General features: G+C 55.5%; 26 protein-coding genes and 1 tRNA gene. 12 read left to right on the top strand and 15 right to left on the bottom strand.

Annotated features, from left to right (window positions below):
- Positions 1–15: 15 nt before the first annotated feature.
- The 3 genes from lpxM to znuA form a co-directional block, all read right to left on the bottom strand.
- Positions 16–978 (bottom strand): lauroyl-Kdo(2)-lipid IV(A) myristoyltransferase, encoded by a 963-nt coding sequence (gene lpxM, locus BLU64_RS03015; RefSeq protein ID WP_026742349.1) that lies wholly within the window; start codon positions 976–978, stop codon positions 16–18.
- 151 nt (positions 979–1,129) lie between these two features.
- Positions 1,130–2,509 carry a murein DD-endopeptidase MepM gene (mepM, locus tag BLU64_RS03010; RefSeq protein WP_026742348.1) on the bottom strand — a complete coding sequence of 460 codons (1,380 nt, stop codon included), beginning with the start codon at positions 2,507–2,509 and terminating at the stop codon, positions 1,130–1,132.
- Between the two features lie 12 nt (positions 2,510–2,521).
- Positions 2,522–3,568: a zinc ABC transporter substrate-binding protein ZnuA gene (gene znuA, locus BLU64_RS03005; protein WP_026742347.1), complete on the bottom strand. Its 1,047-nt coding sequence runs from the start codon at positions 3,566–3,568 to the stop codon at positions 2,522–2,524.
- Between the two features lie 75 nt (positions 3,569–3,643).
- Here znuA and znuC point away from each other — a divergent pair, with 75 nt between their 5' ends.
- Both znuC and znuB read left to right on the top strand, forming a co-directional pair.
- The gene (gene znuC / locus BLU64_RS03000) at positions 3,644–4,396 is read left to right on the top strand and encodes a zinc ABC transporter ATP-binding protein ZnuC (protein WP_026742346.1); all 753 of its coding nucleotides are present in this window, start codon (positions 3,644–3,646) and stop codon (positions 4,394–4,396) included.
- The gene (gene znuB / locus BLU64_RS02995; RefSeq protein WP_026742345.1) at positions 4,393–5,178 is read left to right on the top strand and encodes a zinc ABC transporter permease subunit ZnuB; all 786 of its coding nucleotides are present in this window, start codon (positions 4,393–4,395) and stop codon (positions 5,176–5,178) included. The genes znuC and znuB overlap by 4 nt, the downstream gene beginning before the upstream one ends.
- A gap of 137 nt (positions 5,179–5,315) precedes the next feature.
- Here the strand turns inward: znuB and ruvB are convergent, their stop codons facing one another.
- From ruvB to aspS, 6 genes are all read right to left on the bottom strand, one after another.
- A complete protein-coding gene (gene ruvB, locus BLU64_RS02990) occupies positions 5,316–6,326 on the bottom strand; it encodes a Holliday junction branch migration DNA helicase RuvB (RefSeq protein WP_026742344.1) in 1,011 nt (336 codons plus the stop codon).
- A gap of 7 nt (positions 6,327–6,333) precedes the next feature.
- On the bottom strand, positions 6,334–6,951 hold the full coding sequence (gene ruvA, locus BLU64_RS02985; protein ID WP_026742343.1) for a Holliday junction branch migration protein RuvA: 618 nt from the start codon (positions 6,949–6,951) through the stop codon (positions 6,334–6,336).
- Positions 6,952–7,035: 84 nt separating this feature from the next.
- The gene (gene ruvC, locus BLU64_RS02980) at positions 7,036–7,557 is read right to left on the bottom strand and encodes a crossover junction endodeoxyribonuclease RuvC (protein ID WP_026742342.1); all 522 of its coding nucleotides are present in this window, start codon (positions 7,555–7,557) and stop codon (positions 7,036–7,038) included.
- A 37-nt stretch (positions 7,558–7,594) separates the two neighbouring features.
- Positions 7,595–8,338, bottom strand: a complete 744-nt coding sequence (locus BLU64_RS02975) for a YebC/PmpR family DNA-binding transcriptional regulator (protein ID WP_026742341.1) — start codon at positions 8,336–8,338, stop codon at positions 7,595–7,597.
- A 23-nt stretch (positions 8,339–8,361) separates the two neighbouring features.
- Positions 8,362–8,805, bottom strand: coding sequence for a dihydroneopterin triphosphate diphosphatase (gene nudB / locus BLU64_RS02970; protein WP_026742340.1), 444 nt, complete (start codon positions 8,803–8,805; stop codon positions 8,362–8,364).
- A gap of 1 nt (position 8,806) precedes the next feature.
- Positions 8,807–10,603: an aspartate--tRNA ligase gene (gene aspS, locus BLU64_RS02965; RefSeq protein ID WP_026742339.1), complete on the bottom strand. Its 1,797-nt coding sequence runs from the start codon at positions 10,601–10,603 to the stop codon at positions 8,807–8,809.
- Between the two features lie 309 nt (positions 10,604–10,912).
- Between aspS and BLU64_RS02960 the strand changes: the two genes are divergently transcribed.
- The 5 genes from BLU64_RS02960 (at position 10,913) to cmoB (ending at position 14,710) form a co-directional block, all read left to right on the top strand.
- Positions 10,913–11,494 (top strand): hydrolase, encoded by a 582-nt coding sequence (locus tag BLU64_RS02960; RefSeq protein ID WP_026742338.1) that lies wholly within the window; start codon positions 10,913–10,915, stop codon positions 11,492–11,494.
- A gap of 17 nt (positions 11,495–11,511) precedes the next feature.
- A complete protein-coding gene (locus BLU64_RS02955; RefSeq protein WP_026742337.1) occupies positions 11,512–12,327 on the top strand; it encodes a DUF72 domain-containing protein in 816 nt (271 codons plus the stop codon).
- 155 nt (positions 12,328–12,482) lie between these two features.
- Positions 12,483–12,878: an MAPEG family protein gene (locus tag BLU64_RS02950; protein WP_026742336.1), complete on the top strand. Its 396-nt coding sequence runs from the start codon at positions 12,483–12,485 to the stop codon at positions 12,876–12,878.
- Positions 12,879–12,998: 120 nt separating this feature from the next.
- Complete coding sequence (gene cmoA / locus BLU64_RS02945) at positions 12,999–13,742, top strand: carboxy-S-adenosyl-L-methionine synthase CmoA (RefSeq protein ID WP_074728048.1); 744 nt, start codon at positions 12,999–13,001, stop codon at positions 13,740–13,742.
- Positions 13,739–14,710 (top strand): tRNA 5-methoxyuridine(34)/uridine 5-oxyacetic acid(34) synthase CmoB, encoded by a 972-nt coding sequence (cmoB, locus tag BLU64_RS02940; protein ID WP_026742334.1) that lies wholly within the window; start codon positions 13,739–13,741, stop codon positions 14,708–14,710. Before cmoA ends, cmoB begins: the two co-directional genes overlap by 4 nt.
- A gap of 398 nt (positions 14,711–15,108) precedes the next feature.
- Here the strand turns inward: cmoB and cutC are convergent, their stop codons facing one another.
- Positions 15,109–15,867 carry a copper homeostasis protein CutC gene (cutC, locus tag BLU64_RS02935; protein WP_026742333.1) on the bottom strand — a complete coding sequence of 253 codons (759 nt, stop codon included), beginning with the start codon at positions 15,865–15,867 and terminating at the stop codon, positions 15,109–15,111.
- Positions 15,868–15,998: 131 nt separating this feature from the next.
- Positions 15,999–16,598, bottom strand: a complete 600-nt coding sequence (locus tag BLU64_RS02930; RefSeq protein ID WP_026742332.1) for a VOC family protein — start codon at positions 16,596–16,598, stop codon at positions 15,999–16,001.
- 661 nt (positions 16,599–17,259) lie between these two features.
- Between BLU64_RS02930 and argS the strand changes: the two genes are divergently transcribed.
- Complete coding sequence (gene argS, locus BLU64_RS02925) at positions 17,260–18,990, top strand: arginine--tRNA ligase (RefSeq protein WP_074727898.1); 1,731 nt, start codon at positions 17,260–17,262, stop codon at positions 18,988–18,990.
- Between the two features lie 277 nt (positions 18,991–19,267).
- Here the strand turns inward: argS and murJ are convergent, their stop codons facing one another.
- The gene (gene murJ / locus BLU64_RS02920; protein WP_074727896.1) at positions 19,268–20,803 is read right to left on the bottom strand and encodes a murein biosynthesis integral membrane protein MurJ; all 1,536 of its coding nucleotides are present in this window, start codon (positions 20,801–20,803) and stop codon (positions 19,268–19,270) included.
- A 187-nt stretch (positions 20,804–20,990) separates the two neighbouring features.
- Complete coding sequence (rimJ, locus tag BLU64_RS02915) at positions 20,991–21,575, bottom strand: ribosomal protein S5-alanine N-acetyltransferase (protein ID WP_026742329.1); 585 nt, start codon at positions 21,573–21,575, stop codon at positions 20,991–20,993.
- 307 nt (positions 21,576–21,882) lie between these two features.
- Between rimJ and mdtH the strand changes: the two genes are divergently transcribed.
- The 3 genes from mdtH to BLU64_RS02900 all read left to right on the top strand — a co-directional run bounded on the left by mdtH (position 21,883) and on the right by BLU64_RS02900 (position 24,627).
- Positions 21,883–23,088 carry a multidrug efflux MFS transporter MdtH gene (gene mdtH, locus BLU64_RS02910; protein WP_026741407.1) on the top strand — a complete coding sequence of 402 codons (1,206 nt, stop codon included), beginning with the start codon at positions 21,883–21,885 and terminating at the stop codon, positions 23,086–23,088.
- 173 nt (positions 23,089–23,261) lie between these two features.
- Complete coding sequence (grxB, locus tag BLU64_RS02905) at positions 23,262–23,912, top strand: glutaredoxin 2 (protein ID WP_026742328.1); 651 nt, start codon at positions 23,262–23,264, stop codon at positions 23,910–23,912.
- A gap of 151 nt (positions 23,913–24,063) precedes the next feature.
- Positions 24,064–24,627, top strand: coding sequence for a lipoprotein (locus BLU64_RS02900; RefSeq protein ID WP_026741409.1), 564 nt, complete (start codon positions 24,064–24,066; stop codon positions 24,625–24,627).
- A 69-nt stretch (positions 24,628–24,696) separates the two neighbouring features.
- Here BLU64_RS02900 and BLU64_RS02895 read toward each other — a convergent pair whose 3' ends face one another.
- Together BLU64_RS02895 and BLU64_RS02890 are read right to left on the bottom strand one after the other, a co-directional pair.
- Positions 24,697–25,266: a TorD/DmsD family molecular chaperone gene (locus BLU64_RS02895; protein ID WP_074727894.1), complete on the bottom strand. Its 570-nt coding sequence runs from the start codon at positions 25,264–25,266 to the stop codon at positions 24,697–24,699.
- A 31-nt stretch (positions 25,267–25,297) separates the two neighbouring features.
- Entirely contained in the window at positions 25,298–26,035 is a 738-nt protein-coding gene (locus BLU64_RS02890; RefSeq protein WP_026742326.1) for a phosphatase, read from the bottom strand.
- A gap of 260 nt (positions 26,036–26,295) precedes the next feature.
- Here BLU64_RS02890 and BLU64_RS02885 point away from each other — a divergent pair.
- Positions 26,296–26,385: transfer RNA gene (locus BLU64_RS02885), tRNA-Ser, on the top strand.
- Positions 26,386–26,402 lie beyond the last annotated feature (17 nt).

Raw genomic sequence — 26,402 nt, 5'->3', positions numbered from 1 at the left:
TCAGCAGTCTTTATTTTATAAATCTTTGCGCTGATAAGGTTCCGTTTCTCCCGGCTTGCGGGTCTTCAACAATTTCAGGATCCACGTGTACTGTTCCGGATTAGGACGCACTAAATACTCCAATTCTTCATTCATCCGGCGCGCGATGCCTCTATTATCCGCCTCTGCGATATCGCTCATCGGCGGACGGATATGAATATTCAACCGTGAAGTCCGAGCATTGTAGACCGGAAACAACGGAACGATCTCACTACGGCAGACTTTCATCAAACGACCAACTGCGGGCAGCGTGGCTTTGTATGTGGCGAAAAAGTCGACAAATTCGCTATGCTCGGCCCCGTGATCCTGATCCGGCAAATAGTAGCCCCAATAGCCTTCTCGCACTGAACCTATAAAGGGCTTGATACCGTCGTTTCGCGTGTGCAATCTGCCGCCGAAGCGGCGTCTCAGCACGTTCCACAGATAATCGACCAGCGCATTTTTCTGGTTGTGGATCATCGCCGCCATTTTCTGACCGCGCCAACTCATCAGCATCGCCGGCAGGTCGACCGCCCAGCCGTGCGGCACCATGAAAATCACATTACGATCCTGGTCTCTCAATGTATCGATGATGTCTTCGCCGTGCCACCGCACTCGCTCATAAACGCGTCTGGCCGGGAGAATAGCCAGCTCGACCATCAGTACAATGGACTGAATGGATGTCGCGAACATGTCATCGATAATCTTCTCTCGCTGGGACTCGGTTATCTCTGGCATACACAACAGCAGGTTGATGCGAGCGCGGCGGCGCGCGCCTTTAGATAGGCGGCCAACCGTTCGGCCTAACGCGCCCAGCACCGGATCGCGTAGCTTGGCCGGAAGGCAGGCGACTAGCGCCAGCGCACCTGCTCCCAGCCAAATTCCCCAATAACGTGGGAGAAAAAAAGCAGGTTGGAACTGGGGAATGAACTCGGACCGATTTTTCTTCACTTTTTCCATGCGTTTACTCTTGAGTACTTAACGGTGACCGCGTTGTGGGCAGTCAGCCTGGTAACAGTCATTTAGCCGGATCGCCGTCCTGAGAGGACGCGACCCACAAAAAAAAGCCGGTGGCGATGAGGCGACCGGCTGTTGCAAGACGTTGAGGAAGTTAATCCAGCTGCAACTGCGGCAGCATCTCGCGCACCTGAGCCAGATAGTCACGACGCTCTCTGCCGTCCAGCCCTTCAGAGCGCGGCAGCTGCGCCGTCAGAGGATTGACTGCCTGCTGGTTGATCCAGACTTCGAAGTGCAAATGCGGTCCGGTTGAGCGGCCAGTATTACCCGATAGCGCGATACGGTCGCCACGTTTGACTTTCTGTCCCGGTTTAACGAGAAGTCGGCTCAGATGCATATAGCGCGTAGTGTACTGGCGACCATGACGTAAGGCGATGTAATTACCTGCCGCTCCATCGCGCTTCGCGACCACCACTTCGCCATCCCCGATCGCCAACACGGGCGTTCCTACCGGCAACGCAAAATCGACGCCGCGATGCGGCGCCACACGGCCAGTGACAGGATTAAGCCGACGAGGGTTAAAGTTGGAGGAGATTCTGAACTGCTTCATGGTAGGGAAACGCATAAAGCCGCGAGATAACCCAGAGCCTTCACGATCGTAGTACTTCCCGTCTTCGGAACGGAAAGCATAATAATCTTTACCGCCGCTACGCAGACGAACGGCCAGCAGTTCGCTTTGTTCATTGTGTCCATTCAGCACTTCGCGGGACATCAGCACAGAGAACCGATCGTCGAGACGCAATTTACGGAAGTCCAATTGCCATTGCAGCGCTTTAATTACTTCACGCACTTCCCCGTTGGTTAGCCCCGCATTCAATGCACTGTTGACAAAACTGCCCGTCAGTCGCCCAGTCAACACTTTGTTGTGCCAGTCGCCCTGCATGTTTTCGATCGCTTCTTTGAAAACATCGCCCTTACGGGTGTAGGTGCGGACTTCGCGTCGGGAAACCTGCCAACGCAGACTTTGCAACTCCCCGTCCTTCCCAAGCTCCCAGGAAATCTGCTGACCAATCTTCAGATTGCGCAATGCGGAATTCTGCTCCGCTAAGGTCGCGATATCGGACATATCGATGCCGTACTGGGTCAGAATGCTGCTGAGGGTGTCACCGGTAGAGACGACATATTCATGCGCGGCGTTGCCGTCAGAGACGTTATCGTCCAGTTCATCCTTCGGAATATCGTCCGAGGGCGTCGGCTGGTCGAGCATCGAATTGTCGTCGCTGTCGGCGGAGTTCGCATTAGCGGATGAAGGCGCGTCAAGCGGTTCGCTGGCGGGAGGGGTTAACGTTTTAGGCTGATTTCTTTCATTATCAGCATCTTTAATAATCACAGGCGCATCATTGACCGGCGGATAAACCATGGGCCGCCAAACGGCGACGGCCAAGGTTACGATGGTCAGAGACCCCAACATCACTCGGTGAGGTCTTGGGAGGGTGTTATACGCCTGAGCGATAGTTCGGACTATCTGCTGCACTTATTCGTATCCTCATGATTTTTTCTCCAGGCAGCTCAGATACTGGTTAGACAATTGCAGCAGAAAACGTGCATAGCTGTCTTTATCCAGAGCGATGTCACTTCCCAACGGGTCCAGGACGCCCATGCGTACCTGCGTTCCCTTGGCGACAGCACTGATGACCGCTGGCCTGAATTGTGGCTCAGCAAAAACGCATTCCGCTTTGTGCTCAACCAACTGTGTTCGTATTTGATGTAAACGCTGTGCTCCGGGCGAAATAGCCGGATTGATTGTGAAGTAACCAAGTGGGCTTAATCCGTAGTGTTGTTCAAAATACCCATAGGCATCATGAAACACGAAATAGCCTTTGTTTCGCACAGGCGCGAGCATATTAACAATATTTTTATCCGTATGCGCAAGTTTCTCAGTGAAATGAGTCAGATTGGCGTCTAATTTGTCCCTATTCTGCGGCATTAGTTCCAATAATTTGTCATGAATGGCGATCGCAGACGCTTGCGCCATCTCCGGCGACAGCCAAAGGTGCATGTTGAACTCGCCGTGATGATGGCCGTCGTCATGCTCTTCATGTGTCGCCGCCGCGCCGTGCGCGTGCGCGTCGTCGTGCCCGGCATGCGCCTCTCCAGCGTGGGCAGCATCGTCATGATCCGCGTGCTCACTCTCTTCCTCATGTTCATTCTTGCCGTGGTGATGAGACGCTTTACTCATCGCCGCTTTGATTGCAGGTAGTTCGGAAAGCGTGATCTGGCGGTTTGCAGGAAGTTGGCTCAAGGGCTTTTGCAGAAAGGCTTCCATCTCCGGCCCGACCCAGATAACCAATTCAGAAGACTGTAAGCGCTGGACATCAGATGGACGCAGGGCATAATCGTGGGGCGACGCGCCGTCCGGCAGCAGCACTTCCGTCGGCGTGACACCGTCAGCAATCGCGGCGGCGATGAAAGCCAGCGGGCGAATGGACGTCACCACGTCCGCAGACGCGATTGGGGCAGCCCCAGCCGCCACCATTAGCGTGCTGGCCGTTAACGCTTTTTTTATCCATTGGTGTAAATTACGGCGTGTCATGATAGGTCATCCATCGATTTCAGAAAAAATTTTCGTTATATTATAACGTCACACGGTATCTGCAAGCAGAATTCTATGTCTACACTGGTTTCTCTCGATAACATTTCCGTCCAGTTCGGCAGCCGGCGCGTACTCTCAGACATCTCGCTGACGCTGCAACCTGGACGTATCCTCACGCTTTTGGGGCCAAACGGCGCCGGAAAATCGACGCTGGTCAGAGTCGTCCTCGGTCTACAGGACATTGCCAGCGGCACACTAACGCGAACCCCAGGCCTGCGTATTGGCTATGTGCCTCAGAAGCTGCATCTCGACGCCACCCTGCCTCTAACGGTCAGCCGTTTTATGCAACTCAGCCCCGGCGTTAAAAAGCAGGATATTCTCCCGGCATTGAAACGGGTTAACGCCGGACACCTGCCGGAGCAGCCGATGCAAAAACTTTCCGGCGGCGAGACCCAACGTGTACTGCTGGCTCGGGCGATTCTTACCCGTCCCCAATTGCTGGTGCTGGATGAGCCGACACAGGGCGTCGACGTCAACGGCCAGTTGGCGCTCTACGATTTGATCAATCAGCTGCGTCAGGAGTATGGCTGCGGGGTGCTGATGGTTTCCCATGACCTGCACCTGGTGATGGCGAAAACGGACGAGGTCCTGTGTCTAAACCAGCACGTTTGCTGCTCCGGCGCCCCGGAAGTCGTTTCTCTGCACCCTGAGTTTTTGGCGATGTTCGGCCAGCGCGGCGCCGAACAGCTGGCTGTTTACCGGCATCACCACAATCATCGACATGATTTAAATGGAAAAGTGATTCTGAAAAGGCAGGATGGCGTATGATCGAATTGTTATTTCCCGGCTGGCTGGCGGGAATATTGTTGGCTGTGGCGGCCGGACCTTTAGGCTCCTTCGTCGTGTGGCGCAGAATGTCTTACTTTGGCGATACGCTCGCGCATGCCTCTCTGTTGGGCGTCGCCTTTGGGCTGCTGCTGGATGTGAATCCCTTCTACGCCGTGATCGCCGTAACGCTGGCGCTGGCGCTGGGCCTGGTATGGCTGGAAAGGCGCCCTTACCTTGCCATCGATACGCTACTGGGCATTATGGCGCACAGCGCGCTCTCGTTGGGTCTGGTCGTGGTTAGCCTGATGAACAACGTTAGGGTCGATCTTATGGCCTACCTGTTCGGCGACCTGCTTTCCGTCACCACCGACGACCTGTGGTTCATCGGCTGCGGGGTCGTGGTGGTCGTGGTGGTTCTATACTGGCAATGGCGCGCGCTGCTATCCATGACGATCAGTCCGGAGCTGGCGCACGTCGACGGGGTCTCTCTGCAGCGCAGCAAACTCCTGTTAATGCTGGTGACCGCATTGACCATCGGTCTGGCCATGAAATTTGTCGGCGCGTTGATTATCACGTCTTTGCTGATCATCCCCGCCGCCGCCGCCCGGCGCTTTGCCCGCACGCCCGAACAGATGGCGGGGATCGCCATTCTCATCGGGATGATTGCCGTGACGGGCGGCTTGGCGCTTTCAGCCGATGCCAATACCCCGGCTGGCCCTTCTGTCGTGCTCTGCGCCTCTCTGCTGTTTATGCTGAGCCTGATGAAGAAGCAATCCGCCTAGTTTCTTCGCTGGTCTGCGTGATCCTCATTCAGGCCAGTTCAATCCCCTCTCCCCTGACTTTTGCCTTATCGGACGTTTTAAAAAGAAGAAGGCCGCACTATAGGCGGCCTTCTGCAAAACACCTTCAGACAAACACATCAGCGTGACTCTTCCCGCGTCAGACCGAAATGACGATAGGCGTGCTGCGTGGCGATACGCCCACGCGGCGTGCGCTGTAAAAAGCCCTGCTGAATCAAAAATGGCTCCAGCACATCCTCGATGGTTTCACGCTCTTCGCCGATGGCCGCAGCCAGGTTATCCAGCCCAACCGGGCCGCCCATAAACTTATCGATGACCGCCAACAGCAGCTTGCGGTCCATATAGTCGAAACCTTCGGAATCAACCGCCAGCATATCCAACGCCTGAATCGCGATGTCGCCGTCAATCACACCGTTCGACTTCACCTCGGAAAAGTCCCGTACGCGACGCAACAGCCGGTTGGCGATACGCGGCGTACCGCGCGCACGGCGGGCCACTTCCAGCGCACCTTCCTCCGTCATCTCCAGTCCGAGACAAACGGCGCTGCGGCCAACGATATGCTGCAAATCCGGAACCTGATAAAACTCCAGACGCTGAACGATGCCGAAGCGATCGCGCAGCGGCGAGGTCAACGATCCCGCACGGGTGGTGGCGCCCACCAGCGTGAACGGAGGGAGATCCAGCTTGATTGAACGCGCCGCAGGACCTTCGCCGATCATGATATCCAGCTGGTAGTCTTCCATCGCAGGATACAGCACCTCTTCCACCACCGGCGACAGGCGATGAATTTCATCAATGAAGAGCACATCGTGGGGTTCAAGGTTAGTCAGTAGCGCGGCCAGATCGCCGGCTTTTTCAAGCACGGGTCCGGACGTGGTGCGCAGGTTTACCCCCATCTCGTTGGCCACGATATTAGCCAGCGTGGTTTTGCCCAGTCCGGGAGGACCAAAGATCAACAGGTGATCCAGCGCATCGCCCCGCTGTCTCGCCGCCTGAATAAAGATTTCCATCTGCTCGCGCACCTTGGGCTGGCCGACGTACTCCGTCAGCAACTTGGGGCGAATAGCGCGATCCAGCACCTCTTCTTCGGAGACGACCTCGGGGGAAATTAAACGATCGGCTTCAATCATGGCTACCTCAAAGAACGGCGCGCAGCGCGTCTCGGATCAGGGTTTCACAATCAGCACCCGCTTTGGCGACCTTGCTAATCATCCGGCTGGCTTCCTGCGGCTTATAACCCAGCGCCACCAGCGCAGATTCCGCTTCGGCTTCAATATCCGCAGACGATGCTGCGGCATCCGTTACCGGCGGCAGCGTTAGATCGCTAGCTGAATTGAACAACTCGCCATTGAGTCCCTTAAAACGGTCCTTCATTTCCACGACCAGACGCTCGGCCGTTTTCTTGCCTACGCCGGGCAGTTTCACCAGTGCGCCGATTTCCTGACGCTCGACCGCGCCGACAAACTGCTGCGCCGACATACCGGACAGAATGGCCAACGCCAATTTGGGTCCGACGCCATTGACTTTGATAAGCTCTCGGAACAGGGAACGTTCCTGCTTGTTGTTGAATCCAAACAGCAGTTGCGCATCTTCACGCACGACAAAATGGGTGAAGATGATCGCTTCCTGTCCCTGCTCGGGCAACTCGTAGAAACAGGTCATCGGCATATGCACTTCATACCCCACGCCGTTGGCTTCAATCAATACCTGCGGGGGTTGTTTTTCCAGAATGATGCCTCTGAGACGACCTATCACGTGACGTTTCCTTTTGAATTTACGCTTAACGATGGGGTATAGCTTATACCATAAAAAAGGCTGGATGAATATCCAGCCTGGTCTCTAGCGAAGCCGCCCTCGCGCTAAGGTCAGCCTCTCCTGCCCCATGCGGGTCAAGTTCTGACTAAAGTGACAATGCGTGATGGCGATAGCCAGCGCATCAGCGGCATCCGCCTGGGGATTAGCGGGCAATTTCAGCAATGATCGCACCATATGCTGCACCTGGCTTTTTTCCGCAGCGCCGGTGCCGACCACCGTTTGCTTCACCTGCCGCGCCGCATATTCAAAAACCGGTAGCGATTGGTTGACCGCCGCGACGATCGCCGCTCCCCGCGCCTGTCCAAGCTTTAGCGCCGAGTCTGCATTTCGCGCCATGAAAACCTGTTCGATGGCGAAACAGTCCGGCTGAAACTGCGTGATGATTTCACTCACTCCCGCATAAATCAGCTTGAGCCGCCCTGGGATATCGTCTACCACAGTGCGAATGCAGCCGCTACCCAGGTAGCTGATCTGCCGCCCCTGCTGGCGGATGATGCCATAACCGGTGATTCGCGAACCAGGGTCAATACCTAGGATGATCGTCAACGCCTGTCTCCCCACCGGTTCATCGCCGGCAACGCCATTACAGCAGCGCCGCCACCTCGTCGGAGATATCACCGTTGTGGTAAACCTCCTGCACGTCGTCACAGTCTTCCAGCATGTCGATCAAACGCATCAGTTTCGGTGCGGTTTCTGCATCCATATCGGCCTTGGTCGAAGGGATCATGGACACTTCTGCGGCTTCAGCCACCAGACCGGCCGCATCCAGCGCATCTTTGACTTCACCGAAGGTTTCCCACGGGGTGTAAACGTCGATAGCGCCATCGTCATAGGTCACGACATCGTCAGCGCCCGCTTCCAGCGCCGCATCCATTACCGTGTCTTCATCCAGACCCGGCGCATAGGAGATCACGCCTTTCTTGGTGAAGAGATAGGCGACGGAGCCGTCGGTCCCGAGGTTACCGCCGCTTTTGGTAAAGGCGTGACGGACTTCGGAAACCGTACGGTTACGGTTGTCGCTCAGGCATTCCACCATCACCGCCGTGCCGCCGGGGCCGTAGCCTTCATAAATGATGGTTTCCATGTTATCAGCATCATCGCCGCCCACGCCGCGAGCGATCGCGCGGTTAAGGGTATCGCGCGTCATGTTGTTGGACAGCGCCTTATCGACCGCAGCACGCAAACGCGGGTTGGATGCGACGTCACCGCCGCCCAGACGGGCTGCCGTCACCAGCTCACGAATAATTTTGGTGAAAATTTTTCCGCGTTTGGAATCCTGCGCCGCTTTACGATGTTTCGTGTTGGCCCACTTACTATGACCTGCCATAAAAATCTCCGAAAAAAGCCTGTTCAGGCCGGATAAATAACAAATTCTTCAATCGCCTGCCGGTTACTCCATGACTTAGTCAGACGCGCCGCACTGGCCGCGTCCAGCCACTGATATGCGAGGTGTTCGCTGATCCGCACCTCACGTTCCGTAGGTAACGCCAGACAGAACCACGATTCCTTATTGTGCGTGACCCCCGGGGCATAGCGATGTCTTAAATGAGCAAAAAGCTCGAACTCAACACAGCGATGACAGTCGACAAGCGATAGCGCTTCCGCCGCGATATCGATGTCCACCTCTTCCTTTACTTCACGCTGTGCGGCATACCGCGCGGTTTCTCCCTCTTCCAGACTGCCGGTAACCGACTGCCAGAAGTCAGGATCGTCGCGCCGTTGCAACATGAGCACCCGCCCGGTATCACGGGCATAGATAACCACCAGAACCGAAACGGGTCGCTTATAGGTCATATCATGGATTCTCTGACCGTTGATCCTGTGCCGTTTTGCCTTTGCCCACGACTGCGATGGAGAGTTCATCTAATGCCGCCGGGTTGGCGAAGTTCGGGGCTTCGGTCATGAGACAGGCTGCCGCCGTGGTTTTCGGAAACGCAATGACATCTCGAATGTTGTCAGTCCCGGTCAACAGCATGACCAGACGGTCGAGACCAAATGCGAGACCGGCATGCGGCGGCGTGCCGAATTTGAGGGCATCCAGCAGGAAGCCGAATTTCTCGCGCTGCTCATGTTCGGTAATACCCAGAATGCGGAATACCGCCTGCTGCATGTCGCCATTGTGGATACGTACGGACCCGCCGCCCACTTCATAGCCATTCAACACCATATCGTAGGCGTTGGCGATGGCCGAAGTCGGCTCGGCTTCCAACTGCGCTGGCGTCATGTTGCTGGGCGCGGTAAACGGATGATGCATCGCCGTCAAACCGCCTTCGCCATCGTCTTCAAACATCGGGAAGTCGATGACCCACAGTGGACGCCAAGTGCCTTCTTCCGTCAATTTCAGGTCGCGACCCAGCTTCAGTCGCAGCGCGCCCAGCGCGTCAGAGACCACGCTAGCTTTGTCTGCGCCGAAGAAGATGATGTCGCCGTCCGCCGCACCAGTGCGTTCCAGCACTGCCGCGATGATCGCTTCATTCAGGAACTTGGCGACCGGACTCTGGATACCTTCGAGGCCTTTCGCACGCTCGTTAACCTTGATGTAGGCAAGCCCTTTAGCGCCGTAAATCTCCACAAACTTCGCGTATTCATCGATCTGTTTGCGGCTCAGCTGCGAGCCGCCCGGCACGCGCAGCGCGGCAACGCGGCCGCTGGCGTCGTTGGCAGGACCGGAGAACACTTTAAATTCGACCTCTTTCAACAGGTCGGCGACGTCCACCAGCTCCATCGGGTTGCGTAGGTCCGGCTTGTCGGAACCGTAGCGACGCATGGCTTCCGCAAAGGTCATGATCGGGAACTCGCCGAGATCGACGTCGAGGATATCCAACCATAGCTCGCGCACCAGTCTTTCCATCAGCTCGCGCACCTGCGGAGCCGTCAGGAATGATGTTTCCACATCAATCTGGGTGAACTCCGGCTGACGGTCTGCACGCAGATCTTCGTCACGGAAACATTTTACGATCTGATAGTAGCGGTCGAAGCCTGACATCATCAGCAACTGTTTGAACAGCTGAGGTGACTGCGGCAGCGCGTAGAATTTGCCTTTGTGTACTCGGCTTGGCACCAGATAGTCGCGCGCGCCTTCCGGCGTGGCTTTGGTCAGCATCGGCGTTTCAATATCCAGAAAACCGTTGTTGTCCATGTAACGACGTACAAAGCTGGTGATGCGTGCACGCGTTTTAAGACGCTGCGCCATTTCAGGACGGCGTAGATCGAGGTAGCGGTACTTCAGGCGAGCTTCTTCGCTGTTGACCTGATTGCCGTCCAGCGGCAACGGCTCAGCGCGGTTAATGATGGTCAGTGAAGTCGCGATAACTTCCACTTCACCCGTCGCCATGTCTTTGTTCACCTGATTGTCCGGACGGGCGCGCACCTGACCGGTCAGCTGAATACAAAATTCGTTACGCAGTTCGGAAGCCAGGGTAAATGCGTCCTGTCGATCAGGATCGAAAAAGACCTGAACCAGACCTTCGCGGTCACGCATATCAATGAAAATCAAGCCACCCAGATCGCGTCGACGGTTAACCCAGCCGCACAATGTCACTTCCTGGCCCACGTGGGACGAGTTTAACCGTCCGCAATATTCAGTACGCATCACGATGTCCTTTATACTCAACCGCCGTTGCCGCGCCCGGCCAACCCGATTGACGGCTGGCGAAGCGACGGCATGATTTGCGGGAATACTGTCCGATGAAAAAAGGGGGGCATTATAAAGGAATTTCCCCCTTTCGATAAGAGTCCCGACGGGCTGTGGCGGCTTTCTTCACCGCGCTGCCCTTTGTTTGGTAAAAAAGTTAACATGATTATCATCTGGTAAACGTTTTTTGCTGGCCTGTTTACGGGCCTCCGCCTAGTCTGAAGCCAAGATTGAAGACCAGAGTCATCACACAACGGGGCCATCACAATGCTGAAACTGACACCCTCCTCCACCGCATTGGTACTGATCGATCTCCAGGAAGGTATTCTTCCTTTCGCCGGCGGTCCTTATGCCGCCCAAGACGTGGTAAGCCGTGCAGATAAGCTGGCGACAATCTTCCGACAGAACGGCGCGGCGGTCATCCTGGTGCGCGTCGGCTGGTCCGCAGACTTTGGCGACGCTCCGCGGCAAACGGTCGACCAACCCAATGCAGCCGCAGCCCTGCCGGAGAATTGGCTGACGTTTGCGTCTGGGCTAAACCTCAGCGACAGCGATATCCGCATCATCAAACACCAGTGGGGCGCGTTTTATGGTACGGATCTCGATTTGCAACTCCGTCGCCGCGGCATCGACACCCTCATTTTGGGCGGCATCTCCACGAACATCGGCGTAGAATCCACCGCGCGCAACGCCTGGGAGCACGGCTATAACCTGGTGATAGCCGAAGATCTCTGCAGTGCCGGCAGCGCGGAACAGCATCAGAGCAGTATGACGCATATTTTCCCGCGTATCGCGCGGGTACGGAACAGCGCCGAGATCGCGCAAGCGTTAACCAGGGACACGGAATAGAAGGCATAACGCAAACTATGTATATCGGATTGCCGCAGTGGCAGCACGCGGCCTGGGGAAAATTGGGTTTAAGCGATCTGGCGGACTACGCCAGACATTTTAACTGCGTGGAGGGCAATACCACGTTTTACGCGCTGCCGTCCGCAGACGTGGTTTTACGCTGGCGGGATATGACGCACGATGATTTCCGTTTCTGCTTCAAATTCCCGTCGACCATCAGCCATCAGGCGGCGCTGCGGGATTGCCAGCCGGAAGTGACTCAGTTCTTTCGCTGTATGGCGCCGCTCGCGACTCGAATGGGACAATTGTGGCTGCAGTTGCCTGCTGCGTTCGGTCCCGGACAACTGCCGGACCTGTGGCAGTTTCTGGATGCGCTGCCGTCGGGCTATACCTACGGCGTCGAGGTTCGTCACCCGCAGTTTTTCGCCAAAGGCGAGGATGAGCGCCGGCTCAATCAGGGGCTGCATCAGCGTGGCGTCAACCGCGTCATTATGGACAGCAGGCCGGTTCATAGCGCAATAGCCGACAGTGAAGCGATGCGAGAAGCTCAGCGTAAAAAACCACGCGTTCCCGTCCACGCCGTAGTGACCGCCTCACAGCCGCTGGTTCGATTCATCGGCAACGACAGTCAGGAGGATAACCAGCGCTGGTTCGCGCCTTGGCTCGCGAAACTGGCTCACTGGCAGAACGAGCATTCGCCCTACCTATTTATTCACACGCCGGATATCGGTTTCGCGCCGGAGCTGGCACGTCGGCTTTGGCCCAAACTAAGCGCCGTAATTTCGGATATGCCGCCGCGGCCGCATTGGCCAGAGCAGTCAACGCTGTTTTAACCGACTCTGACAAGGCATTTGTTAGTTCTTTTTCTTATACTCAATTCGTATTGGCAGAAAATTTTAGATAAAAAACCGTGCCGTTGCAGGCGACAGCTGGGCAAAAGAGAGGCTATTATTCTGCCAGCCGCTTTGGACAGGCAATGGAGTAGAAAATGGTAAGCACGCTATATGTGGTGCTCGGTGCATTGTTGTTAATCAAGCTTTCCTTTGACGTCGTGAAACTCAGGATGCAGTACCGTGTCGCCTACGGCGACGGCGGTTTTTACGAGCTGCAAACCGCGATTCGGGTTCACGGTAACGCGGTCGAATATATTCCTATCGGCGCTATCATGCTGGTGTTGATGGAAATGAACGGCGCATTAATCGGCATGATCCATTTCTGCGGCATTCTGCTGATTGTCGGTCGTCTGTTTCATTACTATGGCTTACGGCAGCGAGAATTCCGCTGGCGCCGCTATGGCATGATGTCGACCTACCTTTCTCTGGCATTGATGGTTTTGGCAAATCTGTATTATCTGCCCTGGGAACTGATCCTGACCCTGCGCTAACCCCTATTCCACGGTAAGACGGGACACCCCGCGCTTACCGTATTGCCTTGACACTCTCTCTTTGCTCCACGTTTCTGATAGAATGCGCCCCAATTTCTTGCTCACATGTATTTTTCCGCTATGACCAACCGCGATATGCTTTTTTCCGCTCCCATCGCCAATCTGGGAGACTGGACGTTTGACGAACGCGTGGCCGAGGTCTTTCCCGACATGATCCAGCGCTCGGTGCCCGGCTACTCCAATATTATTTCGATGATCGGAATGCTGGCCGAGCGCTTTGTTCAGCCGAACTCTCAGATTTACGATCTGGGCTGCTCATTGGGCGCGGCCACACTGTCCATGCGTCGCCATATTCAGGTGCCTGGCTGCCAGATTATCGCCGTCGACAACTCTCCTGCGATGGTTGAACGCTGTCGCCGACATATTGACGCCTTCCGCGCCGACACACCTGTCGACGTACGCGAAGCCGACGTGCTGGCGACGCCGATCGAAAATGCTTCGCTGGTCGTGCTGAACTTCACCCTGCAGTTTGTGGCGCCGGAACAGCGACAAACCCTGCTGACGCGGATTTATGAAGGGCTGCGCCCCGGCGGCGCGTTGGTCTTATCGGAAAAATTTAGCTTTGACGATGACACCATCGGCGACCTGCTCTTCAACATGCATCATGATTTCAAACGCGCGAACGGCTACAGCGAACTGGAGGTCAGCCAAAAACGCAGCATGCTGGAAAATGTCATGCTGACGGACAGTGTGAACACGCATAAAGCGCGTCTGGCGCAGGCCGGTTTCGAACACAGCGACGTCTGGTTCCAGTGCTTCAACTTCGGCTCCCTGCTGGCAATCAAAGCGGAGAGCGCGCAATGATCGACTTCGGACGCTTTTATCAGCAGATTGCCATCGGGCCGCTCAGTCACTGGCTGAACACATTGCCGGCGCAAATTACCCAGTGGCAGCAGGAGTCGCTGCATGGCCGTTTTAAACAGTGGTTCAACACGCTGGAACATCTGCCTGAACTGACGCCGACGACGCTCGACTTGCAAAACGGCGTCACGGCCACGATGACGCCCGACATCCATGACGGCCAGCGCGCAGGCATCGAACAGCTGCTGCGTAATTTGATGCCGTGGCGCAAAGGACCCTTCTCGCTCTACGGCGTTTCTATCGATACCGAGTGGCGGTCAGACTGGAAGTGGGATCGCGTGCTACCGCATATTTCGTCCCTACAGGACCGGCATATTCTCGATGTCGGCTGCGGCAGTGGTTATCACCTGTGGCGCATGGTCGGCGCGGGCGCTCGCCTGGCCGTCGGCATCGACCCTATGCAGCTGTTCTTATGTCAGTTTGAAGCCGTTCGCCGACTGCTTGGCGACGACCGTCGCGCCCACGTATTGCCTTTAGGCATTGAACAGCTGCCGGCATTGGCCGCGTTCGACACCGTCTTTTCGATGGGCGTACTCTATCACCGACGATCTCCGTTGGATCATCTGTGGCAGTTAAAAGATCAGCTGGTCAGCGGCGGTGAACTGGTATTGGAAACGCTGGTGATTGAAGGAGATGAAAACAGCGTGCTGGTGCCAGGTGAACGCTACGGCCAGATGCGTAACGTCTATTTCCTTCCCTCACCCGCGGCGCTCACCCAGTGGCTTGAAAAATGCGGCTTTACGGACGTCCGGGTTGTCGATCTTTGCGTCACCACCACGCAGGAACAACGACGCACTGACTGGATGGTGAGCGAGTCGTTGGCGGACTTCCTCGACCCGGCGGATAGCACCAAGACGGTAGAAGGCTACCCGGCTCCACTCCGCGCAGTCGTCGTCGCCAAAAAACCCTGATACGTTGTCGCACATACCCCCGGTTACGCGCCGGGGCAAATCACCATTATGCTCGCCTGGCCATCAAACCGCCCACAAGACGATCGCCATCACGTCCTCTCAAGCCCTCTACTCTTTTGATCGAACCCGATGCCTTCTCTACGCTATTTTTCCGGGAACACTTGTGTCTGAGGGGCCGTGCCGATTGAAATAGGGGTTTGCTTTCAAGTGTTCCGACCTGTGGGAAAAAAGGATTTCTCCTCACTTTTCACTATCGCCTGATGGCGATATCACCGATAAGCGAGTCAGATGGCCTGACGATAGGCGAAAAAAAGCCCCGGTAACACACCGGGGCTTGGTACTCGCAAGCAAACCTGCTGAAGTATGCTGCGCGGCAAAGGTAGGCACACCGCGTCACATCACGTCACTGAAGCGGTGTGCTGATCGGAGGTCAAGGCGCTCTTCATGGCCGCCACCACATCGCCATCAACACAGTAATGTTGGAATTCGTCGCCGTCGACGTCAGCACTCATGGTCACGCCCGCTTTGCGATAACGCATGGGCGACGGCAGCCACTGGCCCGCGGAGCTGTGCAATTCTTTAATTCCGCTAGCGCGAAACTTATGCAGATTGGTCAGACGTACGCCAGAACCCGCCATAATGATAGGACCACGGTCTAGTGCGTTAAGTTCCCGCAATAACGGCAAACCGCTTTCGGCACTCTGCTGCTGGCCGGAAGTCAACACGCGGGAAACGCCCAAATCGGCAAGCTGCATCAGTGCCTGTCGCGGGTTGAAGCACATATCGAACGCGCGGTGAAACGTCACGGCTAAACCCTCGCAATGCGTCATCACCCGCTTCATGCGCGCTAAATCGATATGCCCTTCGTCATCCAATATACCGACGACCACGCCCGGAAATCCCAGGTCGCGTATCTGATCGATATCATACAAAATCGCTGAGAACTCCGTCGCGCTGTAGCAAAAGTCGCCGCCACGAGGCCGTACCATCGGATGCACCGGGAGCGTGAGGTGCTCCCGCGCCTGGCGTAGCATGCCGTATCCCGGCGTCAGTCCGCCCTCCCGCAGGCCCGCGCACAGTTCCACACGGTCAGCCCCGGCACGTTCTGCCGTCAATGCGCAATCAATGCTGTAGCAGCATACTTCCAGCTTAGGCATAGGTCCCTCCCTAAAATCGCGGCCAGGAGCAACAGTGCTCCTGAATCAATGTCTCAATATACTATGGCACCGCGTTACTGTTCTTGAGGAGAGCAACATTACAGGATATGAAGTGGCGCACAATATCGACTTCAGCGCCCGGCGCGATCGCCGCGTAGCGGGAGCGAATCCCTTTCGCTCTCGACGATGTTCTGCAAGCTAAAGGGGTGAAACTTAAGGGTGACCGTACCGTTGGTCACGGCCAGCGTGGGATTAGGCAATCGTTCTTGCTCTCCCTGCGGCTGACTGAATTTAAGACGAATGCCCGGAGTGAGTAGCGCCGCATCCGGCAGACACGCCAACGCCCGCTGATGAAGCGTGGCCGGATCCCCCGGAAGGACCACTTCCACATGCTCCCAGCCTTCATGAGGATAGCGCTTGTTCCCCGGCCACGGCAGCTCGATGCACGCAATTTGCCAAGGGCCGACCGTCATCGGTTGAGGAAGCAAAAACAGGCAAATAGGCCGATCGTTGATGATATTTTCAGATAACAGCGTCGCGCCTTTGTCCAGCAGCGCCTCGCGCCAGCGCGCCGCCGTTGCGTTTTGATGGCAACGCAGTGAAATGTGATCGGCTTCAAACTGCGCAATATCTAACGAAAGCTGCTCAGCCAGTTTGAACATCTCTGATTCGAATCGAGACAGATCTTCCATTAATGACGCGGGTAGCGGTTGCGATGTATTAGCAGCCATTTTATTTTCAAATACCTCCGTTAACTTAATTGCTTTATTAATTTACAGAGAGTTAGCATCAGCATCCAGCTTTAAACGGAATTGTCAGTCGATTGTCAGTTTTCTGTATGTTTTTTTATCGTTTAAGATCATCACGCTGATTAATTTATTAACGAAAATCATTCCTGGCCATGATGTTTTTTTTTGCTTGCCTCCAACAATACCCTGACGTAAATAACGACCTTAATTCACTGTTTTTACGCATATTCCTATATATCATGGGAGTAATCTTAAATACACTTTCCCCCATTGTTAATAAACAATAAAAGGGATAATTTCATTATTCCAAAAGATATAAAAAGGTCGTTCGCCATGTTTCTACTTATTGTATCGGTTTTATTAATTGCATTAGCCGGTTACGCTATCTTTCGTCATCTCAAAAACATGAAAAACACGCGTTTGGTGACTGATAGACGAAATAAAAAACGTTAATGACTCTCTGGTTATTTATTTTTTAGATTTATCTGTATGGCTGTTTTCTTCCCTATTTCCTCTGTGCTTTTTTAACCGTGATGCGTCAACATCATGAGCACCCCGATGAGCCTGTGACACCGCCGCTCTGCTGACTCAATCTATCAAATATGGTATAAGCAGGGCTTAATTTGTAATGTAAGGTAACCCGGTGAATATTCAGGCTCTTCTTTCCGAAAAAGTCCGTCAGGCATTGGTTGCGGCGGGCGCACCCGCTGACAGCGAAGCGCAGGTTCGCCAATCGGCAAAAGCGCAATTTGGTGATTATCAGGCTAACGGCGTGATGGCCGTGGCTAAAAAATTAGGCATGCCTCCGCGTCAATTGGCGGAGAAAGTCGTCCAGCTGTTGCAGTTGGAAGGAATTGCCGCCAAAACTGAAATCGCCGGTCCCGGCTTCATCAATATCTTCCTCGATCCTCAGTGGCTGTCCGCGCAGTTAGAGCGCGTGCTGACCAGCCCGAAACTGGGCGTGGCGCCGGTAGAACCCCAAACGATTGTCGTCGACTACTCCGCCCCCAACGTGGCTAAAGAGATGCACGTCGGCCACCTGCGTTCCACCATCATCGGCGACGCGGCGGTAAGAACGCTGGAATTCCTCGGTCACAACGTCATCCGCGCCAACCACGTCGGCGACTGGGGCACGCAGTTCGGCATGCTGATCGCCTATCTGGAAAAAGTTCAGAACGAAAACGCCGGTGAGCTGGAGCTGTCCGACCTGGAAGCATTCTACCGCGAGGCGAAACAGCATTATGACGCCGACGCCGCATTCGCCGAACGCGCTCGCGGTTACGTAGTGAAACTGCAGGGCGGCGACGAATATTGCCGTGCCATGTGGCGCAAGCTGGTGGACATTACCATGAGCCAAAACCAGCATAACTACGATCGACTTAACGTCACGCTGACGAAAGACGACGTCATGGGCGAAAGCCTGTACAACGACATGCTGCCGGGCATTGTCGCCGATCTGAAAGCCAAGGGCCTTGCAGTTGAGAGCGAAGGCGCCACGGTCGTTTTCCTTGAAGAGTTTAAAAATAAGGAAGGCGAACCGATGGGCGTGATCGTCCAGAAGAAAGACGGCGGTTACCTGTACACCACCACGGACATCGCCTGCGCCAAGTATCGCTACGAGACGCTGGGCGCCGACCGCGTCCTCTACTACATCGACTCTCGTCAGCATCAGCACCTGACGCAGGCCTGGACCATCGTCCGCAAAGCTGGCTACATCCCCGATAGCGTGAGCCTGGAGCATCACATGTTCGGGATGATGCTGGGCAAAGACGGCAAGCCGTTCAAGACCCGCTCCGGAGGAACCATCAAGCTGGCTGATTTGCTCGATGAAGCCTACGAACGTGCGGTAAAACTGATCGCGGACAAAAACCCTGAAATGCCGCAGGACGAAGTGGCCGAGCTGGCGAACGTCGTGTCCATCGGCGCGGTGAAATACGCAGATCTTTCCAAAAGCCGCACCACTGACTACGTATTCGACTGGGACAACATGTTGGCGTTTGAAGGCAATACCGCGCCTTATATGCAGTATGCCTACACCCGCGTCGCCTCTATCTTTAAGCGCGCCGGCGTTGATGAAGCCAGCCTGACCCACCCCATCGTACTGACCAACGAGCGCGAACAGGCGCTAGCGACGCGTCTGTTGCAGTTCGAAGAAGTGATTACAACCGTGGCTCGCGACGGTACGCCGCATGTCATGTGTGCTTATCTCTACGATTTGGCCGGCCTGTTCTCCGGCTTCTACGAGCACTGCCCGATCCTGAATGCCGAGAACGAAGCGGAACGTCAGAGCCGTCTTAAACTCGCCATGCTGACGTCGAAGACGCTGAAGCAAGGTTTGGACACGCTAGGTATCCAGACCGTCGAGAAGATGTAACGCGTTTACCTCCTCACGCCGTCTTTCTGAAGGCGGCGTGTTTCTCCCCTCTTAGCATCCCTGATCCATCATCCCAGACGACGTTTTCACATGCGTATCATTTGCTATCAACCGGGCTTGCCTTGTTCCCGGCAATGCAGCTGATAACGCTTTTCTCAGAGAAGGTGTATTAAGAGCAGAGGCGTGAGTCAGACGGCCATTCATCGCAACGACCACCGCAACTAGGGCGAGCGAACTCGCCGTTCGTATTGTTGATGTGGGTTGTTGATGTGGGTTATTAGATACTGCGGCGCGAGAAATCTTTCGGACGGAATCCCATCAGCCCCAGCGAGACGAAGTAAGCGCCGGCGCCGGCCACCACCATCGCCATCAAGCGTAAGATTCGAGCCGTCATATTGCCCTGATCCCATGGCGGCATGATCTGGTCTAGCGCCAACAGCGCCGCCGACATCACGACGACCGCCAGCAATAGCCGCACCAGAAAACGTGCCCACCCCGGCGACGGCTGGAAAATTTGCTGCTTACGCAGTTGCCAGAACAGCAGCGCGGCGTTGAGACAAGAGGCCAGCCCTATCGACAGCGCTAATCCTGCATGCTGAAGCGGACCGATAAACGCCAGGTTCATCAACTGAGTTAGCGCCAGCGTCACCAAAGCGATCTTCACCGGCGTCTTGATGTCCTGTCGCGCATAAAATCCGGGTACCAGCACTTTCACCAGAATCAGCCCCATTAGCCCGATGGAATACGCCACCAGCGCCCGCTGTGTCATCGCCGCATCGAAAGCGCTGAACTTACCGTATTGGAACAGGGATACCGTCAGCGGCTTTGCCAAGATGCCCAGCGCGACCGCGCTCGGCAACGCTAACAAGAAGCAAAGTCGCAGCCCCCAGTCCATCAGGTGGGAGTACTCTTTATGATCACCGCTGGCGGCGCTTTTTGACAGCGAAGGCAACAGGATAGTGCCCAAGGCTACGCCCAGAACGCCGGAGGGGAACTCCATCAGACGGTCTGCGTAATACATCCATGACACCGCGCCCTGACTCAGAAAAGAAGCGAAAATCGTGTTGATGATCAACGAGATCTGGCTCACCGACACGCCGAGAATTGCCGGCGCCATCAGCTTCATCACGCGCGCTACGCTCGGATCACGCCATTTGATACGCGGCAAGACCAACATACCGATTTTTTTGAGATGCGGCAGTTGATATCCCAGTTGCAAGACGCCGCCGACCACCACGGCCCAGGCCAGCGCCAGCACCGGCGGGTGAAAATAGGGCGTGGCGAACAAGGCAAAAAAGATCATGCTGACATTGAGCAGCGTCGGCGCGAACGCGGGCACCGAAAAACGGTTCCAGGTATTGAGCACGGACCCGACCATCGAGGTCAACGAAATCAATAAGATGTAGGGGAATGTGATGCGCAGCAGCGAAGAGGTCAGTTCAAAACGCGCCGGGGTTTCGGCAAAGCCAGGCGCCGTCACCATGATCACCCAGGGCGCGGCCAGCATGCCGGCGATCGTCACCAACGTCAGCACCAGCGTCAGCATCCCGGCGATGTAAGCCAGAAACGTGCGGGTGGCCTCTTCTCCCTGCTGGCTCTTATATTCGGCCAAAATGGGAACGAAAGCCTGGGAGAACGCGCCCTCGGCGAAAATACGACGCAGCAGATTCGGAAGTTTGAAAGCGACAAAAAAAGCATCGGTCGCCATACCTGCACCGAATACGCGGGCGACGATGGCGTCACGCACAAAGCCCAGCAGGCGCGAAAGCATTGTCATTGAACTGACCGCAGCCAGTGATTTAAGTAAATTCATGCGAGTGTTCTGAATACCGGGGAAGATAATGACGCAAACAGCCGTCTGGCCGTACGCATCTATTGGGTGCGCCTAGTCTACGCATTGTGCGAGCAAAAGCTACCGGTTGGTGCCCCCGCTCCGCACCGTTAAGCTGCAGAAGTGACTGATCGCCCGGATTTTTGCGACAGTTCTGATCGCCGGGCAATCACTTCCGCTGCGCCCAGCGGTCATTGGTCAAGGAAGTTAAAACGTGATCCTGCCATTCGCCGTCGATCAGCAGGTAATCTCTGGCATAACCCTCTTTTTCAAATCCGAGACGCGCCAGCAGACCGCCGCTGCGGTGGTTGTGCGGCATATAGTTGGCCATAACCCGGTGCATGCGCTGTTGAACAAACATGTAGCGCAGGCTGGCTTTCAGCGCTTCAAACATCAGCCCCTGCCCCTGCCATTTCTGCCCGAGCGAATAGCCCAGATAGCAGGCGTGGAAAGATCCGCGCAGAATATGGCTGAAGTTGGCGACGCCGCGCACCTCCGTTTCCTCAGGGTCAAGCAGCAAGAAATAGAACGCGCTGTTCTGTTTGTGCATATCGGTGATCGCGCTCAGACGCGCCTGCCAGCCCGAGGGATAGCAGTGGCTGGCATCACGTACCGGCTCCCAGGGTTTTAGAAATTCGCGGTTTTCCGCGTAATACTCTGCCAGTCGCCAGGCATCACGTTCATGAGCCAGACGTACCACCAGCCGGTCCGTCGTCAAACGTACCGTGGCAGATGTGGAACGATAGCCAAACATTTCTCTTCCCTCAGGTTCGGGGTGGTTAATCGATTATGTTTATGGAACTGAAAAACGTCTATTCGCCAGCAATAAGCGGATAAACATGACGTTAAGCTTACTATAAACCGCGTTGACTGCATCAACGTAACCGCTCCAACGCGCGGTTATCACGCAATTTGAATACGTCTGCAATCTGCAATTATCACAGCTCTGCATCGAGCGGTGTTTGACGATAAAAAAATATTATCTCCAAGTCACCTATCGCCATAACACAATTGGCGAGAGAATAAACAAGTAGGATCCTTTCTTTCCGTGACGGTGCAACATGCCTTTGATGACGCAGGCGCGCAGCCTGGGTAAATATTTCATTCTGCTTGATAATATGCTGGTGATTTTAGGGTTTTTCGTCGTGTTCCCCCTGATTTCCATACGATTTGTCGACCAAATGGGCTGGGCCGCGCTGACGGTCGGCACCGCATTAGGGCTGCGCCAGCTCACCCAGCAAGGCTTAGGGATCTTCGGCGGCGCGATTGCCGACCGATTCGGCGCCAAACCGATGATTATCACCGGCATGCTGATGCGCTCGGCCGGTTTCATCTGCATGGCGCTGGCGACTACGCCGCTGGTGCTGATGCTCTCCTGTTTTCTTTCCGGACTCGGCGGCACGTTATTCGACCCGCCGCGCACCGCGCTGGTCATCAAGCTGACCCGTCCCAGCGAACGCGGGCGCTTCTTCTCCCTCTTGCTGATGCAAGACACGGCTGGCTCAGTCACCGGCGCGCTGCTCGGCAGTTGGTTGATGCAATACAATTTCAACGTCGTCTGCTGGGTCGGCGCCTTTATGTTCCTGCTGGCTGCGGGCGCGAATGCCTGGCTGCTGCCCGCCTATCGCATTTCCACCACGCGAACGCCCATGCGTGAAGGCATGCTGCGGGTTCTGCGCGACAGCCGTTTCGTCATCTATGTCCTGACATTGACCGGGTATTTCATGCTGGCGGTGCAGGTACTGCTGATGATGCCGATCGTCGTCAACGAAGTCGCCGGAACGCCCGCGGCGGTGAAATGGATGTACGCCATCGAAGCCGCGCTCTCTTTGACGTTGCTCTACCCAGTCGCGCGCTGGAGCGAAAAACATTTTCGGCTGGAGCAGCGTCTCATGGCCGGGCTGTTCATTATGACGCTCAGTCTGTTTCCGATGGGGATGGCGACGCACCTTAACCTGTTGCTGGTTCTAATCGGCCTGTTTTATTTCGGCTCTATTATCGCAGAACCCGCGCGCGAAACGCTGGGCGCTTCGCTGGCGAACGCCCGCGCCCGCGGCAGCTATATGGGCTTCAGCCGTATGGGGTTGGCGCTGGGCGGCGCGCTCGGCTATAGCGGCGGCGGCTGGTTGTACGACAGCGGGCGTGCGCTGGGCCAGCCTGAACTGCCGTGGTGTATGCTCGGGATCATCGGCCTGATGACGCTGGCCGCGCTCTACTGGCAATTCCATTTGCGGCGTATTGAGCCTGCGATGCTGGGCGATCGTTAATCTCCCCTCCGCCTGTTTTGTGTCGGGCGCCCTCGCCACCCGAATTGATCTCAAGCGAAAACCCCCCCATACTTTTTCGTCACAGATGCCCCCTTTTTAAATCACGTGCTCGCAGGGACGCCCTGTGTATACGGCAGCGGCATCGCATTGATCGACAACAAAGGAAGATTGGTATGAAACTTTATATTTACGACCACTGCCCATTCTGTGTGAAAGCTCGTATGATTTTCGGCCTGAAAGATATCCCGGTGAAACTGGAATACCTGCTTAATGATGACGAAAAAACGCCCATCTCCATGGTCGGTAAAAAGATGCTGCCCATCCTGCAAAAAGAAGATGGAAGCTTTATGCCAGAAAGCCTCGATATCGTGGAATATATCGATGCGTCTGATGGCAAGCCTCTATTGACCGGCCCGACGAATCCACAGATCGACGCCTGGCTGCGCAAAGTCTCCGATGACGTATATCGCCGTCTCGTCATGCCTCGCCTCAGCCGTGCGCCCTTCGAAGAGTTCGCCACACCTGCCGCACGCGACTATTTCATCAATAAAAAGCAGGCCCAGGGCGGCGATTTTGAAGAGCTGCTGAGCCACTCCGCCGGTTTGATCAAAAACATCAGCAACGATCTCAAAGATCTCGAACCGCTGATTGTTCAGGCCAACGCCTGTAACGGCGAGCTGTCGATGGATGATATTCACCTGTTCCCGCTGCTTCGCGCCCTGACCATCGTCAATGGCGTCAGCGTGCCGTCGAAGGTGGCGGACTACCGCGACAACATGGCCAAACAAACCCAGATCCCGCTGCTGAGCGGCATGGCTCAATAAGCACCAGAATCGCCGTCACATACCGGAACATGACGTGCCGGTATGTGCGTTACCGTTTCAGGACTTTCCGATTGGCGCTGTTCACGCAAAAGCGCACGCTGCCCCGCTATCAGATATCGATAGTATTAAGGGAATTAACGAGGTTATTACAATGAAAAAAACAGGATGGGCGACACTGGCATTGCTGGGCGGACTGATGCTCAGCGGCTGTAATCAGCTGACCCAATACACCCTGAGCGAACAGGAAGTCAATCAGTATTTACAGGAACATAATGACTATCAGAAACAGATTGGCGTGCCGGGTGTCGTGGATGCTCATATCGTTCTGACCGATCTCACCACACAGATCGGTCGCGAAGAACCGGGCAAAGTGACCCTCAGCGGCAATGCCAAAGTCGATATCAGCTCACTGATTGGCGCACAGTCGGCAGACATGAAGCTAACGCTCAAGGCGCAACCGGTCTTCGATAAAGCGCAGGGCGCCATTTATCTTAAAGAGATGACGCTGACGGATTACAGCGTGCAGCCGGAAAAAATGCAGTCGATGTTTAAAACGCTGACGCCTTATCTCAATCAATCGCTGAAAAGTTATTTCGACCAGAAACCCGCCTACGTGTTGAATGCTGAGCACAGCACGAAAGAAGCGATGGCCAAGAAATTGGCGAAGGGTATAGAAGTCAAACCGGGTCAGTTGGTGATCCAGCTGACCGAGTAATTTTGTGGCTGGCCGGAGACGATCTCGCTCACGGTCAGCCTTATCTTTTTGAGGGAAACGTTGGCTCGCTTACTCCTCGCCCTCTCTTGTCTCTGCCAGCTCTTCGCGCATCGCTTCCAGCGCTTCGCGCGTTACTATCGCCAGCGAACGGTAAAACCCCGTCGTCGCATGACTTTCGACTTTGCCCAGAAAGCGGTCGCTCCACGGTAGCAGGTAGGTATCGAATAGCGCAGTCTGCGCCTCGGTCTCATCTTCCTCCGCCTGATCCTCCAGCCATGAAGCGGCAAGCAGCAGTCCGCCAAAGTGGTCTGACGGACCTTCGCCGAGCGGCATGCCGCGTTGCTGTAAAAATTCGCGCACAGCCGTTTCCGGTGACGCTGGCTCGTATCCGGAACGCCAGGGCGTTACCGCCGGCTCGTCCCCGGCAAACAGCCGCAAATAGTCGGCACTCACGGTATCAAGCCCTTCGGCCTTCAAGCTGGTTTGCATTCGCGTCAGCAGCGCATCCTGTTCCAGCGGCCACTGCGGGGCTAGCTTGCCCTCTTTGACCAACGTCATGAGCGGGGTCAGCAGCGGATCCTGCGGCTGACGGTAAAACAGTGAGCCGAGAACACGGCACACAATCGAGAATTCATTCATGCATTAAACCTGTAGATAAAGAGTGACAACGTCACAAAGAGGCTAATTCAGGGATAGCCGGCTTACCGCGGCGTTCCAGAAAATCCAGTACCCGACGAGGGCTGACATTCAACACGCGTTCCGCCGGGAAATCAATCTCCCGCAAAATGCGTTCGCAGTAGGGAAATTCGCCCAACGCGAACGCCACGTGGCTATCCGACCCTAGCGCCAGATATCCGCCCGCATCGCGCACCGCTTCAGCGATGACTCGACAGTTGGCCTCGCTTCCTTTGCGGGAATGAATAAAGGAGGAGTTGTTCAGCTCCAATGCGACTTCATACTTGGCTGCCGCAGCGGCAACCGCCGGGATATCGATCGGGTAACGCGGATTGCCGGGATGGCTGATGATATGGACGTTTCCCTGCGCCATCGCCGCGATCATCGCGGTGGTGTGCGCCTCTTTATCCTGCGGGGGAAACACCGGTTCGTGGAAACCTGCGATGATCAGATCCAGACTTTCCAGCATCGGTCCCGTGCAGTCGATATCGCCGTTAAGATTTTTGATATTGGCCTCGATACCTCGCAGGATACCGATCCCGTCCACCATCCGGGGCCAGACGCGCATGTTGATAAAATGCCAATGATGCGGGGCATCCGCCATATCTGGACCGTGATCCGTAATGGCGAACAGTTGAATATGCTTACGCCGGGCTTCGGCAATGTAATCATGCAGTGTGCTATAGGCGTGAGTGCTGGCTACGGTGTGCATATGTAAATCGACGGGGTACATGGCTTCTCCTGGCGCTTATTTTACCGTGCCAGCATACCATCCTTCCCTTCCCCACACAGCTCACGGGGTAATTGTCACGTGATTCGTACAAATGCAAAACACGCTGTAGCGCCCGTCAGACGCCTGAATACGTACATCTGGCGAGTAAAACAGCAAATTGCGTTAACTTTAGCTAATCGCACCATAACGAGGCATAAGTGTGTTGACGCTGCGGGGGAATTTCCCTACAGTAGCGCCCGTTGTCTGAGAGGACAACCCCCGGTGAGGTGTCCGAGAGGCTGAAGGAGCACGCCTGGAAAGTGTGTATACGTGAAAACGTATCGAGGGTTCGAATCCCTCCCTCACCGCCATATTTACAGAGAAAGCC

It is taken from the genome of Lonsdalea quercina (genome assembly GCF_900107885.1).
Taxonomy (GTDB): domain Bacteria; phylum Pseudomonadota; class Gammaproteobacteria; order Enterobacterales; family Enterobacteriaceae; genus Lonsdalea; species Lonsdalea quercina.
The sequence above is the reverse complement of the archived record's forward strand: the minus strand, read 5'-3'. Positions and strand labels throughout refer to the sequence as shown.